Genomic DNA, 16,227 nt, shown 5'->3' with positions numbered 1-16,227 from the left:
AATTGAGCACCGGTGCGGCGCGCGAGGCGGGTTAGAGTCGGGGTATGGCCGTAGACGAAGCCACCGCACGGGTGGACAGCTGGATCTGGTCGGTACGCCTGACCAAGACCCGCGCCCTCGCCGCCACCGCTTGCCGCGCCGGACACGTCCGGATCAACGGCGAACGGGTCAAGCCCGCCCACCCGGTCAAGGTCGGCGACGAGGTCCGGGTGCGCCAGGACGACTGGACCCGGGTGGTCGTCGTCTCCCGCGTGATCAGCAAGCGCGTCGGCGCCTCCGTCGCCGTCGACTGCTTCGTCGACAACAGCCCACCCCGCCCCGCCTCACTGGGCCCCGCCCCCGTCGCCCTGCGCGAGCGCGGCACCGGCCGCCCGACCAAGCGCGACCGCCGCGCCCTGGAGCAGCTCTTCGGTCCCCCGGGCGGCTGACTGGTCCGGCGCTGCTCCGCGGTGGTCGCCGGTCAGGACAGCTGACCGGCGACGAATCGGTCAGACCTGTTCGAAGTGGAAGGCCTTGATGAAACAGTCGCGGGGCTGACCGACGGCGAAGAGGATGCAGTCCACTAGCGACTGGGCCGTGAGGGCGTCCTTGGCCCCCCGCGGTGTGGTCTGCCACTCCTCGGCGAGCGGGTCGGGATTGTCGAAGTCGGGCGGGTAGAGCGAGATCACCCGGACGCCTTGGGGCCGCAGGCGCTTGGAGAGGATCTCGGCGAACCCCGCCTGGGCGCTCTTGGCCGCGTAGAAGGCGTCGTGAGCGTCCGAGCGCTGATGACCGGCCGCCCCGCAGGCGGAGACCATCGTCACGACATCCGGCTTGTCCGAGTTGAGGAGCAGCGGGAGGAAGTTCTTCACGGCCAGCACGGTGCCGGTGGCACCGGAGGCGATGGTGTCGACGACATCGGCGTCGGAGGCCGACAGGATGTCCGGCCCTCCGAGGTAGCGCGAGCCGTTGTTGACCAGTATGTCGACCCGGTCGGTGTGCCGGGCGACGTCGGCGGCGAAGTCGCGGATCGAGGCGGGGTCCGTCAGGTCGCAGGCGAAGGCGTGGACTTGGTGGTGCCCCCGGCCGCGAATCTCCTCACGCACGGACTCGGCGGCAGCGAGGCTGCGGGCGGAGAGGAAGACCTCGGCGCCGCGGTCTGCGAGTTGGATGGCCAAGGTCCGCCGAAGTCGCGGCCGGCGGCGGTGATGACGACGCGGTGCGCGGTGCGCGGTGCGCGGCGGCTCGGCATCCAGGTGATCGAGGTCGACGGAACGCGGGACGTCCATGCCGTCGCGGCCGAGGTGGCCGAGCGGTTCAGCCCGTACCTGCCGGCCCGGCGGACGGGATGACCACCACCTGGTGCTCGTCCTGATAGACGATCACCCCGGGGTCGGCCGAGCGGATCTCCGCGCAACCGACCCCGTGCGCCGCGAGCATCGCCAGCAGCCCCCGCGCCTGCTCGATGTGCGGCCGGGCGGCGGCCTTGAACCAGGCCTGCGCGCCTGGAACCGTACGTACATGTCGTCTCCCCCCCATGGACGGGTTCAGCCTTCCAGGGCCCGTTCCGCGGCCGGGAGGGCGGCGGCGCGGTGGGCCGGGGCCAGGCCGATCCGGGTGCGGCGGTCCAGCAGGTCGGCGGTGTCCAGGGCGCCCTCGTGGCGGACGGCGAAGAGGAGTTCGGCTGCCGTGGTGTCGGTGCCGGGGGCGATCGGGGTGAGCAGGGCCGGGTCGCCGTCGGCGGCGGCGAGGACGGCGGGGGCTTCGGTGCCGTAGCGGCGGACCAGGCGCAACGGGGCTGCGATGCGGTCGAGTTGGGGGCGGGGAGCGGCGCCGAGCAGCGGGAGGGTGCGGGTGCGGCAGGGGCGGGCGGTCAGGCGGGCGTGGGCGAGGGCGGCGTCCAAGGCGTCCTCGGCCATCTGCCGGTAGGTGGTGAGTTTGCCGCCGACCACGGTCACCAGGCCGTCGGGGCCGGTCAGTACGGCGTGCTTGCGGGAGACGTCGGCGGTCCGGCCGGTGCCGTCGTCCAGCAGCGGGCGCAGGCCGGCGAAGGTGCCGAGCAGGTCGGCGCGGGTGAGCGGGGTGCGCAGAGCGGAACTGATGGTCTGCAGCAGGAAGTCGATCTCGGACTCGGCGGGCTGCGGGACGTCGGGGATCGGGCCGGGCGCGTCCTCGTCGGTCAGGCCCACGTAGACCCGGCCGTCGGGGGCGGGCAGCGCGAAGACGAAGCGGTTGGTCTCGCCCGGCACCGGCACGGTGAGTCCGGCGTTCAGGGCGCCGGTCGGGCCGGTGAACGCGGACTGCGGGAAGACCAGGTGGGTGCCGCGGCTGGGTCGCAGGGTGATCCCGGGGGCCAGCTCGCCGGCCCAGACACCGGCCGCGTTGATCACCGTGCGGGCGGTCAACTCGAAGGATTCGCCGGTCAGTTCGTCGGTCAGCCGGGCCCCGGTGCCGTGCGCCGCGCTGACCGCGCAGCGGGTCAGGACCCGCGCGCCGTGCGCCGCCGCGGTGCGGGCCAGGGCGACCACCAGGCGGGCGTCATCGACCAGTTGGCCGTCCCAGAAGACCAGGCCACCGCGCAGCCCGGCGGACCGGACGGTGGGGGCGTAGCGCAGCACCTCGGCGCGGGTGAGGCGGCGGGAGCGGGGCAGGGTGGCCGAGGAGGTGCCGGCGGTCAGCCGCAGCAGGTCCCCGGCCAGGAAGCCGGCCCGGACCAGCGCGGCGTCCGCCAGGCGGGTGCCCGGCAGCAGCGGGACGATCTGCGGCAGCGCGTGCACCAGGTGGGGGGCGGTGCGCTCGAGCAGGATGCCGCGCTCCACCGCGCTCTCCCGGGCGATGCCGACGCTGCCCGAGGCGAGGTAGCGCAGACCGCCGTGGACCAGCTTGGAGCTCCAGCGGCTGGTGCCGAAGCCGAGGTCGTGCTTCTCGGCGAGCACGACGGACAGCCCGCGGGCGGCCGCGTCCAGCGCGATGCCGGCACCGGTGACGCCGCCGCCGATCACCAGGACGTCGACGGCGGGCCCGGCGCCGGCGGCCGACCCGGCCAGCTCCGCGAGCTCGCGGGCGCGGCGGGCGGCGTTCAGCGAGCCGGCAGTTTCCCTGTTCATACGTCAGATCCGCTTTCGGTCAGGGGAGTTGGCGAGAGATATCGGTCGAGCAGCAGCCGCAGCTCTGCGTCGAGCCTGTCGAGCCCGGCTCCCGTCCCCTCGGGCGCGTCCATCACGACCGGCCCGGTCAGCGTGAAGGACCAGGCGGTGAGCAGGACCGCGCGGGCCAGCAGCGCGGGGTCGCCGGCCCGGACCGAACCGTCGTCGATGCCGGTGCGCAGGGCGGCTTCGAGCAGCGCGAGCTGGTGGTTGGTGTTGGTGCCGCGCCGCTTGAGCAGGTAGGGGGTGAGGAAGTCCGGGTCGAGCTCGATGATCTTGCGCAGCAGCGGATGGACCCGCAGGGCGCCGACCATGCGCACCACTCCGTCGACCGCGTGGGCCCGGCCGTGGGCCGCCCCGCCGAACGGGAAGGCGCCTTCCACCAGTTCCATCCAGGCCCGGGTGGTCAGCGCGCCGAGCACCTCGCGCACGCCGCCCCAGCGGCGGTAGAGGGTGGCACGGGAGACGCCGGCCTGGCGCGCGATGTCGGCCATGGTGATCCGCTGCATGCCGATGGTGAGCAGCAGCTGGTACGCGGCGTCGAGGATCCGCTGCTCGGGAATGGCGTTGGCGGCCCTGGCCCTGGGCTCGGACGCGGGCTCGGGCGTGGGCCCGGTCGCGCGCTCGGGCTCGGCGGCTACCGACTTCTCTTCATCCGGCGTGTTGATTCGCTGCGACACCACATGTACAAGTGTATCAGCACGTACTCTCCAGCCCTGAGGACCTCGATGACCGAGTCAGACCTGCCCGTCGCGGACTTCCACCCCTACCGCTGGGGCGACCCGGCCCGCCGCACCGAGCTCCCGGCCGCCGCGCAGGAGACACTGGCCGCCTTCGGGGTGCGCACGCCCGAGCAGCCGCCGGTCGACCTCGACACGCTCGCGCTGCCCGCGACGGCGCTGGACGACAAGGCGCTCGCCGAGCTGGCCGCCGTGGTGGGCGCGGACCGGGTCGACACCACCGCCGCCGCCCGCCTGGGCCACACCCGCGGCTGGTCCACCCCCGACCTGCTGCGCCTGCGCGCGGGCGACGTCACGGACGCGCCGGACGCCGTGGTCTTCCCCGGCACGCACCAGGAGGTCGTGGCGCTGCTGGAGCTGTGCGAGCGGCTGCGCCTGGCCGTCGTCCCGTACTCCGGCGGCACCTCGGTGGTCGGCGGACTCGCGCCGCAGCGGGCCGGGTTCGCGGGCGTGGTGGCGCTCGACCTCAAGCGGCTCGACGCCGTACTGGCGATCGACGAGGTCTCCCGAACCGCCACCCTGCAGGCCGGACTGCGCGGACCGGAGGCCGAACGGCGGCTGCGCGAGCGCGGTCTGACGCTGGGTCACTTCCCGCAGTCCTACGAAGGAGCGAGCATCGGCGGTTACGCGGCGGCGCGTTCGGCCGGCCAGTCCTCGGCCGGCTACGGGCGGTTCGACGAGATGGTGGTCGGCCTGGTGCTGGCCACCCCGCGCGGCACGATGGAGCTGGGCAGCGCGCCGAAGTCGGCAGCCGGTCCCGACCTGCGCCAGCTGGTGCTCGGCTCGGAGGGCTCCCTGGGCGTGATCACCTCGGTGACCGTCCGGGTGCGCCCGCTGCCGGCCGAACGGGTCTACGAGGGCTGGAAGTTCGACTCCTTCGAAGCGGGTGCGGACGCGCTGCGGCGGCTGGTCCAGGACGGTCCGCTGCCGACCGTGCTGCGGCTCTCCGACGAGATGGAGACCTCGATCAACCTGGCCGACCCGGCCGCGATGTTCGGCGGCGGACCGGGCGGCTGCCTGGCCATCACCGGCTACGAGGGCAGCGCGGCCGAGGTGGCCGCCCGCCGGGCCGGCGCGAGCGAGCTGCTGAGCGCGGCCGGTGGTCAGCCGCTGGGCACCGAGCCCGGCGAGTCGTGGCGCCACGGACGTTACCGCGCACCGTACTTGCGTGATCCGCTGCTGGACGCCGGGGTGCTGATCGAGACCCTGGAGACGGTGACCTTCTGGTCCAACCTGCACCTGCTGCGGGCGGCCGTCACCGAGGCGCTGACCAACGCGCTGACCGCGCAGGGCACCGTGCCGCTGGTGCTCTGCCACATCTCGCACGTCTACGAGACCGGCGCCTCGCTCTACTTCACCGTCGCCTGCGCCCAGACCGATGACCCGCTCGCCCAGTGGCAGCTGGCCAAGTCGGCCGCCAACGAGGCGATCCGGGCGGCCGGTGCGGCGATCACCCACCACCACGGCGTGGGCACCGACCACCGGGAGGTCTACGCCCGCGAGGTGGGCCCGCTGGCGGTGGCCTCGCTGCAGGCGGTCAAGCGGGTGCTGGACCCGGCCGGGATCCTCAACCCCGGTGTGCTGATCCCGACTTCGCCGGGCGACCGGTCGGCCGCCGACACGGCCGGGGCCGCTGGGGCTGCCGGGGCTGCCGGGGCTGCCGAGAGCGAGCACTGAGATGACCGCCGGCGCGTTCACCGCGATCGTCAACCCGATCTCGGGCGGCGGCCACACCGTCGCCCGCTGGGAGCCGATCGCCGCGCGACTGCGCACGGCCGGCGCCACCGTGCGCACGGTGCCGACCCGGGACCGCGAACACGCCATCGCCGCCGCGCGGTCGGCCGCCGAGAACGGTGAGGTGGTGGTCGCGGTCGGCGGTGACGGCATGGTGCGCGACGTGGCCGACGGCACCGTGCGCGGCGGCGGCACGATGGCCATCGTGCCGGCCGGGCGGGGCAACGACCTGGCCCGCACCCTGCGGCTGCCCGGCGTCGAGGAACCAGAGGCGGCGGCCCGGCTGTTGCTGGCCGGCCGGCGCCGCGCGATCGACGTGCTGGAGGTCAACGGGGTGATCGCGCCGGGCAACGTGTACATCGGGATCGACGCGCTGGCCACCCGGATCATCAACGCCGGCCGCGGCCTGCCCGCCCTGCTGCTCTACCGGCTGGCACCGCTGCGGGCGATCCTCGGCTGGCGCGCGGCCGGCTACACGCTGAGCGTCGACGGCGAGCGGCGCGAGGTGCGCGGGCACACCGTGGTGGTGGCCAACTCCGGTGCGTACGGGCACGGTCTGCGGATCGTGCCGACGGCCGTGCTGGACGACGGGCTGCTCGACGTGATGGTGGTCGGCGACGGGCCGCGCGCCAAGGTGGTCGCCTTCATGCGCGAGGCCAAGCGCGGCACCCACCTGCGGCGGCCCGAGGTCGACGTGCGAACGGCGCGGGAGGTCACGGTGGACGCCGACCGGCCGATCCCGGTCTGCGCGGACGGCGACGAGATCGCCGTGCTCCCGGCCCGGATCCGGATCCTGCCAGGGGCGCTGACCCTGCTGGTGCCGTAGGGCGGGGCGGCGGGGGTCGACCTCACCCGGGAGGCGCTGGTGCGGCTCGCGGGTGAGGTCGGCTGACGTCAACTCGGCTGACCGGCCGTCACTCCTCGATCGCGCCCCGGACGGCGCGCAGGTGCTCGCGGAAGGTCAGCTCCGGGTCGCTCCGGCGCGCGGCGAGGTAGGCGTCGAAGCGGACCTGGGCGCGCAGCGTGTCGCCCGAGCGGATCCGCTCGGCCTGGCGCCGCTCGGTGTCGCGGATCTGCTCGGCGAGCGTGAGGAGTTCCTCGGCGCGGTCGGCGGGCAGGAAGAGCACACCGTCCTCGTCGCCGAGCACCAGGTCATCGCGGGTCACCGTCCACTCCCCCACGGTGGCGGCGGTCAACACGTCGGCGGGGCGGGCGTCCAGCCGCTGCGGGCCGGTGGGGAGCGAGCCCAGACTGAAGACCGGCAGCCCGATGGCGCGGACGTCGACGGTGTCGCGGTGCAGCCCCCAGATCACCACGCCCGCGATCCCGGCGGTGCGCGCCTCCAGCACCACCAGGTCGCCGATGCAGGCCTCCTGCGTTCGGCCGCCGTTGTCCACCACCAGCACGTCACCGGGCTCGGCGGCCTCGAAGGCCTCCAGGAAGATGTCGACGCTGCCGACGTGCCGGGCCGGGCGCACCCGCCCGGACACCCGGACACCGGGCAGCACAGCCCGCAACCCGGTGGGCGCACAGCGCACCGGCACCTGTGTGCGGATGCAGGCGTCGGCCAGATGGGCGGTGGTCAGCGTCTCGAACCGCTTCTGAAGCTCGTGATGGTCCATCCGGTCTGCCCTCTCACGCTGCGCTGTCGGGTAGGGGTTTCCCACTGACCCCATCATCAGGGGGCGGCCGTGCCGCGCGCAATGATCGCGACCGGCCACAGGGTTGGACCGAAACCGCCGGTCGGCCTTGGGGTCTGTCTGACAATTCCCGCCGGGCGCGCGACGCCGGGCATCCTCCCCCAGCCTTCGGCCGTCAGGCTGGGGGAGCCGCGCGCTGATCCGACGCGAATTGTCAGACAGACCCCAGTGGGCCCGCGCCACTCGGCCGGCTCAGCCGGCGGACAGCGAGACCTCGGTGGACTTGATCAGCGCGACCACGCTGGATCCGGCAGCCAGCCCGAGGTCCTCGACGGCGTCCCTGGTGATCGCGGCGGTCAGCTCGCCGCCCGTGATGGCGACCTTGACGGTGGCCATCGCACCGCCGGTGGCCACCTCCACGACGGTGCCCGGGAGCTGGTTGCGGATGCTCAGACCGGACACCGGGGCGGTGGCGAGCGCGATCTCGGTGGACTTGGCGAGCGCGTGGACGGCGGAGCCCTCGGCGAGCCCGAGTTCCTTGACCGCCTCGGCGGTGATGGCGGCGGTGATCTCCTGACCGCCGGTCAGGCGGGCGCGGACCGTCGCCATCACCGCGCCGAAGGTGATCGCGGTGACAGTGCCGGGGATCTGGTTGCGGATGCTCAGCGTCATGACGGGCTCCTCGATCGAAGGCGCAATCCGGGCAGATCGGACTGCCAGTGCCGCCCACCCTGTCACGCCCGCCACCGGCCCGTTACGCGCCGCTCGCATCCGCCAGGAGCACGGCGGGCCGGGCCTCGCAGATTCCGCCCGGTCGGCGACGGGTCTCACCCGGTGGGACCAGCGGCCCTCGTCGCGGACCGACACGCGCGAGGCCGCGACCCGAAGTCACGGCCCAAGCCACGCCCCCCGAGGCCGGAGAGCCGCCGGCCGGAAGCCGGAAGGCCTGCGGCTCTCCGGCCTCGCGCCGGCCTTCCGGGACCGACGCGAGGCAGCTCACTGCGGGACGGGGGTACCCCTGTGAGCTCGAGATCGAGCCTGCCAGAGCATCCTTGCATTTCACTAGAGCGGACCTCCGGGTCCGGTCGGCGGACCGCCGTCACCCGGAACACCCAGAACGCCTGGAACGCCTGGAGCACCTGGAGCACCTGGGAGCACCCGGCTTGGTCAAGTCATTGATACTGATGCACCCGTTGACATCAGTTCAACCACTGACACCGGTTCAACTATTGGCACTGACCAAACCGTTGATGTCAGTACGACCATTGACGTCAGAACAACTATTGACACCGCCACACCCGTTGACTCGTCGACGCCAACGCAAAGGTCCCCCGGCGCGCCCATGCGGCGCCCCGGGGGACCTTCTCACAGCTGAGGCCGGGTCAGCCCAGCGTGGCGAGCGCCTCGTTGAGGATCGCCGACGGACGCATCACGGCCGAGGCCTTGGCCGCGTCCGGCTGGTAGTAGCCGGCGATGTCGACCGGCTGGCCCTGGACCGCGATCAGCTCGGCGACGATCGCCTGCTCCTGCTCGGTCAGCGTCTTGGCCAGGCCCGCGAAGGCCTCGGCCAGCTCGGCGTCCTGGGTCTGCTTGGCCAGCTCCTGGGCCCAGTACATGGCCAGGTAGAAGTGGCTGCCGCGGTTGTCGATACCGCCCAGGCGGCGGCTCGGCGACTTGTCCTCCTCGAGGAAGGTGCCGGTGGCGCGGTCCAGGGTGTCGGCCAGCACCTGGGCGCGGGCGTTGCCGGTGGTCTGCGCCAGGTGCTCGAAGCTGGCCGCCAGCGCGAAGAACTCACCCAGGCTGTCCCAGCGCAGGTAGTTCTCCTTGACCAGCTGCTGGACGTGCTTGGGGGCCGAACCGCCGGCGCCCGTCTCGAAGAGGCCACCGCCGTTGATCAGCGGGACGACCGAGAGCATCTTGGCGCTGGTGCCCAGCTCCAGGATCGGGAACAGGTCGGTCAGGTAGTCGCGCAGCACGTTGCCGGTGACCGAGATGGTGTTCTCGCCGCGGCGGATGCGCTCCAGCGAGAAGGCGGTCGCCTGCTCCGGCGACATGATCTCGATCTGCAGGCCCTCGGTGTCGTGCTCGGGCAGGTACTCCTTGACCTTGGCGATCAGGTTCGCGTCGTGCGCACGGCCCTCGTCCAGCCAGAAGACGGCCGGGTCGCCGGTGGCGCGGGCGCGGTTGACGGCCAGCTTCACCCAGTCGCGGATCGGCACGTCCTTGGTCTGGCAGGCGCGGAACACGTCGCCGGCGCTGACCGGCTGCTCGATGACGACGTTGCCGGCCGCGTCGACCAGGCGGACGGTGCCGTCGGCCGGGATCTCGAAGGTCTTGTCGTGGCTGCCGTACTCCTCGGCCGCCTGCGCCATCAGGCCGACGTTCGGCACCGAGCCCATGGTGGCCGGGTCGAAGGCGCCGTGCTCGCGGCAGTTGTCGAGGACGACCTGGTAGACGCCCGCGTAGCTGCTGTCCGGCAGCACGGCCAGGGTGTCGGCCTCCTTGCCGTCCGGGCCCCACATGTGGCCGGAGGTGCGGATCATGGCCGGCATCGAGGCGTCGACGATGACGTCGCTGGGCACGTGCAGGTTGGTGATGCCGCGGTCGGAGTCGACCATGGCCAGCGCCGGGCCCTCGGCCAGCTCGGCCTCGAAGGAGGCCTTGATCTCCTCGCCGTTCGGCAGCGACTGCAGGCCGCCCAGGATGGCGCCCAGGCCGTCGTTCGGGGTCAGGCCGGCGGCGGCGAAGTCGGCGCCGAAGCGCTCGAAGGTCTTCGGGAAGAAGGCGCGCACCACGTGGCCGAAGATGATCGGGTCGGAGACCTTCATCATGGTGGCCTTCAGGTGCACCGAGAAGAGCACGTCCTCGGCCTTGGCCCGGGCGATCTGGGCGGTGAGGAACTCGCGCAGCTTGGCGACGTGCATCACCGAGGCGTCGACGACCTCGCCCGCGAGCACCGGCACCGACTCGCGCAGCACAGTGGTGCTGCCGTCGGCGGCCAGCAGCTCGATGCGCAGCGAGCCGGCCTCGGTGATGACCGCGGACTTCTCGGTGTGGCGGAAGTCGTTGACGCCCATGGTGGCGACGTTGGTCTTGGAGTCCGAGCTCCAGGCGCCCATCCGGTGCGGGTGCTTCTTGGCGTAGTTCTTGACCGAGGCGGGCGCCCGGCGGTCGGAGTTGCCCTCGCGCAGGACCGGGTTGACGGCGCTGCCCTTGACCTTGTCGTAGCGGGCGCGGACCTCGCGGTCCTCGTCCGTCTTCGGGTCGTCCGGGTAGTCCGGCAGCGCGTAGCCCTGGGCCTGCAGCTCGGCGATCGCGGCCTTGAGCTGCGGGATCGAGGCCGAGATGTTCGGCAGCTTGATGATGTTGGCCTCGGGCGTCTTGGCCAGCTCACCGAGCTCGTGGAGGGCGTCGTGGATCCGCTGACCCTCCTCGAGACGCTCCGGGAAGCTGGCGATGATGCGCCCGGCCAGAGAGATGTCGCGGGTCTCCACCTTGACGCCCGCCGTCGAGGCGTACGCCTGGACCACCGGCAGGAACGAATACGTTGCCAGGGCCGGGGCCTCGTCAGTGTGCGTATAGATGATGGTCGAGTCAGTCATCGGTGCTCCGCTTCACGGCTACAACGTCTTGATATCAAGATATCCCGTGATCGACCCTAGCTGATACCACCCTCGGAACGAACCGCCGGACGAGAATCGAACGACACTCTGGGGCTTGGGCCTGTCCGCTCTTAAGGCGGACACACCACGACCGCCCCGGGCACGTGGGCCCGGGGCGGTCGTAGCGACTCAGCGGCTCAGCGGATCAGCGGATCAGGGCCGATCAGAGGGTGGCGTTGAGCGTGAACGGCTGGCTCACCGTGCCCGCAGCGCTCTTGGCCGTGATGGTGCAGTGGAAGCTGCCCAGCGCCAGCTCGGTGCCGGACAGGGTGGCGGTGCCGTTGCTGCCCGCCTTGAAGGTGATCCCGCTCGGCAGGTTGCCGCTCTCGCTCAACACCGCGGCCGGGAAGCCGGTGGTGGTGATCGTGTAGTTGAACGGGATCAGCAGGAAGGCGGTCGCCGAGGGCCGGCTGGTGATCGCCGGCGCCTGGTCCACCGTGACGGCGAGCGCCTGGGTGGCCGTGCCCGCGGTGTTGGCGGCCGTGACCGTCAGCGGGTAGACGCCGCCGCTGCCGGCCGCCGGGGTGCCCGCCAGCGTGGCCGAGCCGTTGCCGTTGTCCTTGAAGGCCACGCCCGAGGGCAGCGTGCCGGCCGCGGTCAGCGTCGGGGTCGGGACGCCGGTGGCGGTCACCGCGATGCTGGCCGCGGTGCCCGCGGTCAGCGTGGCCGAGCTCGCGCTGGTCACCGACGGGCCGGTGGCCTGGGTGACCGTGACGGTGACCTGGGTGCTGGAGCTACCGGCCGCGCTGGTGGCCGTGATGGTCACCGGGTAGCTGCCGCCGGTGCCCGAGGCGGCGGTACCGGACAGGGTGCCGGTGCCGTTGCCGTTGTCCTTGAAGGCCACGCCGCTCGGCAGGGTCCCGCTCTCGGTGAGCGCGGGGGCCGGGTAGCCGCTGGTGGTCACCGCGAAGGTGCCCGCGGTGCCGGTGGTGAAGGCCGCCGTGGTGGCGCTGGTCACGGCGGGCGCCTGGGCGACGGTCACGGTCAGGTTCTGGGTGACCGAGCCGGTGGCGTTGGTGGCGGTGATGGTGAGCGGGTAGCTGCCGCCGCTGCCGGCCGCCGGGGTGCCGGCCAGGGTGGCGGTGCCGTCACCGTTGTCGGTGAAGGTCACGCCGCCGGGCAGGTTGCCGCTCTCCTTGAGCGCGGGCAGCGGGGAGCCGATGCTGGTCACCGTGGCGGAGAAGGCGGTGCCGACGGTGGCCGCGGCGGTGGCCGAGCTGGTGATCAGCGGGGCCACGTTGATGGTCAGCGTGCTGGAGGCACCGGCGCCGACCGGGGTCCAGGCGGAGAGCGTGCCGCCGTAGGACTGGCCGAAGGCCGCGCCGTTGACCGTGGTGCCGGCCGGGACGGTGACCGGCACGTTGACCGAGCCGCCGCCGGAGTTGGCGATCACCACGGCGCCGTTCTGCACCGAGGCGGTGACCGAGCCAGCCTGCTCGGCCGAGGCCCAGGCGGCCGACTGGCCGAGGGTCTGCGCGGTGGTCGCGTCGGTCATCTGGACCAGCGGCGTGGTGTACCAGCTGCTGTACTGCGCCTGCATGTTGTTCAGCAGGGTGAGCAGGGTGTAGCCGTAGTCGGAGGTCACCCCGTTGACGGTCTGGGTGGCCGGGCCGATCAGGTTGGTCTGGTGCGCGTAGTTCATCCGCGGGTCGTCGGCCAGCACGTGGCCGAGCATGATCCGGGACTCGCTGGCGAGCACGGTGGCCTCGTCGGCCGGGGTGGTGGTGCAGGTGGTCGACGGGCTGCCGGCGCACTTGCCCTGCTCGTTCGGGTAGAGCGCATCGTTCATCGAGGAGCCCTGCGCCACGTAGGCGGTGTTGTACTCGCTCAGCTCGTCGGGCCAGTTGGACGCGTTGTAGTAGATGTTGCTCGGGTAGCGCGGCGCGGAGACGGCGGTGTTGCTCGCGCCGGTGGCCGAGGTGCCCGGGATGGTGTAGCTCTGCGGCTGGCGCGAGGCGTCGCTGCCGAAGACGCTGATCCCCATGTCCGCCATGGCCTGCGGCATGTTGGGGCTCTCCAGGCCGGAGTGCTCACCGGTGACCAGGCCGCTGGTGCTGTAGTTGGTCAGACCGTTGTTGACGGCGAAGGCGTCGTCCAGGCCGATCTCCTGCTCGATGCTGGAGTCGGGCTGGGTGCTGGTGGCCGGCAGCCAGGCGGCGCGCGAGGAGCAGCCGATGCCGGGGTCGGTGGCGGTCGGGAAGTCGCTGGTGCTGCCGGGGCCGCCGCCGGGGGTGGTGGCGCCGGTGTCGGTGAAGGAGTAGCTGGTGGTGGCGCCGGTCGGGTCCTCCTTGACCTGGCCGACCAGGCCGAAGCTGGTGGAGCCGGCGGGCGCGCGGTAGATGTCGTAGCCCCAGAAGCCGGTACCGCCGAAGTACTCGGACTCCAGCTTGGCGAGCGTGGGGCCGTCACCGTTGGGGGCGTCCGGCCAGCTCAGCGAGACCGAGCCGTTCGCGCCCACGGTGACCTGCTGCGGGGTGGAGGGCTCCGACTCGCCGTAGGCGGTGGCCGCGGTGACCTCGTAGCTGTAGCCGCCGGCGGCCAGCGAGCCGCCGGTGCCCGCGGTCGGCGCGTTCGCCGGCTGCGGTCCGCCGACCTGGCAGCCCAGGTACATGTGCGACCAGGTGTGCGTGATCCAGTTGAACGAGCTCTGCTGCTTGAGGAGTTCGTTCACGAAGGCGGAGTCGTCCGGGTAGCCGCTGTCCACCGCCTGGCCCGGGTCGGTGAACGAGTTGCCGTTGACCGTGGTGCTGCCGGTGCAGTTGGCGCCGGACTCCTGGGCGGTGGTGGGCGCGGTGCAGGCGCCGATCGCGTTGAACGCCAGCTCCAGCTTGATGCCGGTCTGCTTCTCCCAGTTGGCCACGTAGTCCACGTCGGCCGCGGTCATCTGCACGTCCGGCGGGCCATCAGCGGCGTTGCCGCCGACACCGGCCGGACAGAGCACGTCGTTCGGGTCGGTGGCGCCCGGCGTGCACTGGTACTGCCGGCTCCACTCGTTGTCCGAGATGAACACGTCGTCGACGTCCTGGCCGAAGTAGTTCCGGTACAGGCCGAGGTGGGTGTTCTGGGTGACCCAGTTGATCAGGCCGGGCGACAGCAGCAGCCAGGGCAGCATGGTCGAGCTGTAGTTGAAGGTCAGCGACAGCTCGGAGACGCCGGCCTGCGGGTCGGTGCTCGGGTGCTGGTAGACGGCGGCCAGCGTCTGGCCCGCCGAGTTCTGCAGCCACGGCGTGACCGGGGCACCGGCGACGGGCGTGGCCGGGTAGCCGTAGGAGCCGGCCTCGAACGGCACCGGGCCCTTCAGCTCGGGCAGTTGGGCCAGCGCGGCGGTGGTCAGCTGCGCGGTGCCGGTGACCGGTCCCGAACTCGCGGCGGTCAGGCCCAGCGAGGCGGACGGGTACATGTAGCCGTCGAGCTGGCGCACGCCGAAGCTCGACTCGAAGCTGTCCAGGCCGCTGAGTTGACCGGCGGCGAAGAAGGTGGGCGAGTCCGCCACCACCACGCCGTTGTAGTAGGCGTGCGACCCGCTGGACAGCGCGGGCAGCGTCACGGTCTCACTGCCGATCGACCCGCTGGAGTTCACCAGCGTGTACGGAACCCCCTCGGTGTCCAACGCGTTCTGCCAGGCGGTGGTGGTGGGGTCACTGGCCCCACCACCGATCAGCAGAACCTTCAGATCAAGCTGCGGGGGTGTCGCCGCTGCGGCCGACACCCCCGCCTGTGCGGTCGCCAGCAGCGTCATCGCCGCCACCCCCGCGGCGAACCACTTAGCCCCTCGTTTGAACACGGTCGTCCCACCCCATGTCAGTACGGTTTACGCCGACCTGACGGTCAGCCAGCACAGCATGGTGCGAGCGGGCCTCAGCCAGGGTGGGATATGGCGAATTCAGGGGCAGATATTCATCTACGGGTCAGTAGGGTTCAGCGAACCTTGAGGTTCGCCCGGTAGCTTGATCCGCCAACTCGGGCTGCCGGTGCGGCCGGTGAGGTCCAGGTCGGCGCGGGTCCGGTTCGCGCGGCTCGCGTCGCCCAGTCGCCGTACAGGCGGGCGGCCATCGCCGGTCGGGCCGACCGGCCCTACCGATCCGGTCGGGGCGAAGCCGTTGCTCGCGACCGGTGATTCGGAGTCGATCGCTCCGGTGATGGCGATCGGGTGACCGTCCGGCGGCGCAGTGGTGCCGATGGGGCGACGGCGTCGCGCGGCCGGTCGCTCGCCGCGCGCTACGCGGTCGCCCGGCGGGCGTAGACCTCGATCTCGATCTTCATCCGGACGTCCGCGAGCCCGCACACCAGCATCGTCGCGGCCGGCCGCACCTCGCCGAAGCAGCGCCGCAGCACCGGCCAGCACGGCTCGAAGTCGGCCCGCTCGGGCAGCAGGTAGCGCACCCGCACCACATCGGCGAAGCCGCACCCCGCCTCGGCCAGTGCGGCCTCGATGTTGCGCAGGCACTGCTCGGCCTGTTCCACCACGTCGTCCGAGATGGTCATCGTCGTGTAGTCGAACCCGGTGGTCCCCGACACGTGCACCCAGTCACCGTCGACCACGGCTCGGGCGTAACCTATCTGCTCCTCGAAGGTGGAACCGCTGAGGATCGCGCGTCGCTCTGTCATGATCGAAACGCTAGGCGACCGCCCCGACAGCCGTCCACCCGCGCCGCGACCCGGACTTCAGCGCAGCTCCCCCGCCAGCCGGTCCGCGCCCCAGGCCGCCAGCCGCTGCGCCAGTGTCCCGGTGCCGTCCAGCACCTGGCGCACGAACGCCTCCCGTTCGTGTGCCAGCACCGCCGCCTCCCACACGCACGGCGCCAACCCGGCACGCCCGGGCCGGAGTTGCTCGGGCTTCCCGGCCGGTCCGGTGAAGATCGCCAGGTCGGCCATGTACCCCTCGATCCAGCTCTGCACCAGGACGTAGTCACCGTCCCCGCCCGCGTGCGCGATCAGCACCGCAAGTCCCAGGGAGCCCCGGGCCGCGCCGGCCGCCAGGTGCGCGCCGGCGAGGTCCACCAACGGTGCCAGCTCGGATTCGGTCACGGTGCGCCCCGGCGCCTCGATCGCGTACACCTTGAGCAGCCGGCCGGCGACCTCCCGGGTGGCGAACGGCCGGACGGTGCGGGCATGGTGGCCGTCGGCGAGGGCGAGCAGCGCCCGCGCGTCCACCGCCGGGGGCAGGGTCGAGGCCGAGGAGGAGAGCTGATGAGTGGTCATCCCCCCATCATCGGACGCCGGCCGGCTCCGGAGCCAGCCGGTCCGCGCCCGGTCCGCGCCCGCGCTGCCCTCGACCAGCCCACTGACCGCGCGTCAGATCGGCCGTGACACCGCGCCCGCCACT

The 16,227-nt window shown here is 72.4% G+C and carries 12 protein-coding genes and 1 pseudogene; 3 read left to right on the top strand and 10 right to left on the bottom strand.

The genetic code is table 11. The features are described from left to right. Positions 1–44 precede the first annotated feature (44 nt). Complete coding sequence (locus OG403_RS29330) at positions 45–428, top strand: RNA-binding S4 domain-containing protein (RefSeq protein WP_329569669.1); 384 nt, start codon at positions 45–47, stop codon at positions 426–428. Positions 429–488: 60 nt separating this feature from the next. Here OG403_RS29330 and OG403_RS29325 read toward each other — a convergent pair. From OG403_RS29325 to OG403_RS29310, 4 genes and pseudogenes are all read right to left on the bottom strand, one after another. Then, a pseudogene (locus OG403_RS29325) lies at positions 489–1,231 on the bottom strand (SDR family oxidoreductase). Positions 1,232–1,296: 65 nt separating this feature from the next. Beyond that, positions 1,297–1,518 carry a hypothetical protein gene (locus OG403_RS29320; protein ID WP_329569667.1) on the bottom strand — a complete coding sequence of 74 codons (222 nt, stop codon included), beginning with the start codon at positions 1,516–1,518 and terminating at the stop codon, positions 1,297–1,299. Positions 1,519–1,526: 8 nt separating this feature from the next. Continuing rightward, on the bottom strand, positions 1,527–3,086 hold the full coding sequence (locus OG403_RS29315) for a glycerol-3-phosphate dehydrogenase/oxidase (RefSeq protein ID WP_329569665.1): 1,560 nt from the start codon (positions 3,084–3,086) through the stop codon (positions 1,527–1,529). Further along, the gene (locus OG403_RS29310; protein WP_329569663.1) at positions 3,083–3,808 is read right to left on the bottom strand and encodes a TetR/AcrR family transcriptional regulator; all 726 of its coding nucleotides are present in this window, start codon (positions 3,806–3,808) and stop codon (positions 3,083–3,085) included. The genes OG403_RS29315 and OG403_RS29310 overlap by 4 nt, the downstream gene beginning before the upstream one ends. Before the next feature lie 45 nt (positions 3,809–3,853). Here OG403_RS29310 and OG403_RS29305 point away from each other — a divergent pair, with 45 nt between their 5' ends. Beyond that, a complete protein-coding gene (locus OG403_RS29305) occupies positions 3,854–5,542 on the top strand; it encodes an FAD-binding oxidoreductase (protein ID WP_329569661.1) in 1,689 nt (562 codons plus the stop codon). Between the two features lies 1 nt (position 5,543). Then, a complete protein-coding gene (locus OG403_RS29300) occupies positions 5,544–6,425 on the top strand; it encodes a diacylglycerol/lipid kinase family protein (protein ID WP_329569659.1) in 882 nt (293 codons plus the stop codon). An 88-nt stretch (positions 6,426–6,513) separates the two neighbouring features. On the opposite strand, the gene OG403_RS29295 is transcribed toward OG403_RS29300, so the two are convergent. The 6 genes from OG403_RS29295 to OG403_RS29270 form a co-directional block, all read right to left on the bottom strand. Beyond that, a complete protein-coding gene (locus OG403_RS29295) occupies positions 6,514–7,221 on the bottom strand; it encodes an RraA family protein (protein WP_329569657.1) in 708 nt (235 codons plus the stop codon). Between the two features lie 270 nt (positions 7,222–7,491). After that, positions 7,492–7,911: a TOBE domain-containing protein gene (locus OG403_RS29290; protein WP_329569655.1), complete on the bottom strand. Its 420-nt coding sequence runs from the start codon at positions 7,909–7,911 to the stop codon at positions 7,492–7,494. A 710-nt stretch (positions 7,912–8,621) separates the two neighbouring features. Continuing rightward, positions 8,622–10,841 carry an NADP-dependent isocitrate dehydrogenase gene (locus OG403_RS29285; protein WP_329569653.1) on the bottom strand — a complete coding sequence of 740 codons (2,220 nt, stop codon included), beginning with the start codon at positions 10,839–10,841 and terminating at the stop codon, positions 8,622–8,624. 223 nt (positions 10,842–11,064) lie between these two features. Continuing rightward, the gene (locus tag OG403_RS29280) at positions 11,065–14,685 is read right to left on the bottom strand and encodes a putative Ig domain-containing protein (RefSeq protein WP_329569651.1); all 3,621 of its coding nucleotides are present in this window, start codon (positions 14,683–14,685) and stop codon (positions 11,065–11,067) included. A 434-nt stretch (positions 14,686–15,119) separates the two neighbouring features. Beyond that, entirely contained in the window at positions 15,120–15,509 is a 390-nt protein-coding gene (locus OG403_RS29275; protein WP_329569649.1) for a RidA family protein, read from the bottom strand. Between the two features lie 57 nt (positions 15,510–15,566). Then, the gene (locus tag OG403_RS29270; protein ID WP_329569647.1) at positions 15,567–16,103 is read right to left on the bottom strand and encodes a hypothetical protein; all 537 of its coding nucleotides are present in this window, start codon (positions 16,101–16,103) and stop codon (positions 15,567–15,569) included. Between the last annotated feature and the right edge of the window lie 124 nt (positions 16,104–16,227).

The organism is Kitasatospora sp. NBC_01266 (genome assembly GCF_036242395.1).
Lineage (GTDB): Bacteria > Actinomycetota > Actinomycetes > Streptomycetales > Streptomycetaceae > Kitasatospora.
The sequence above is the reverse complement of the archived record's forward strand: the minus strand, read 5'-3'. Positions and strand labels throughout refer to the sequence as shown.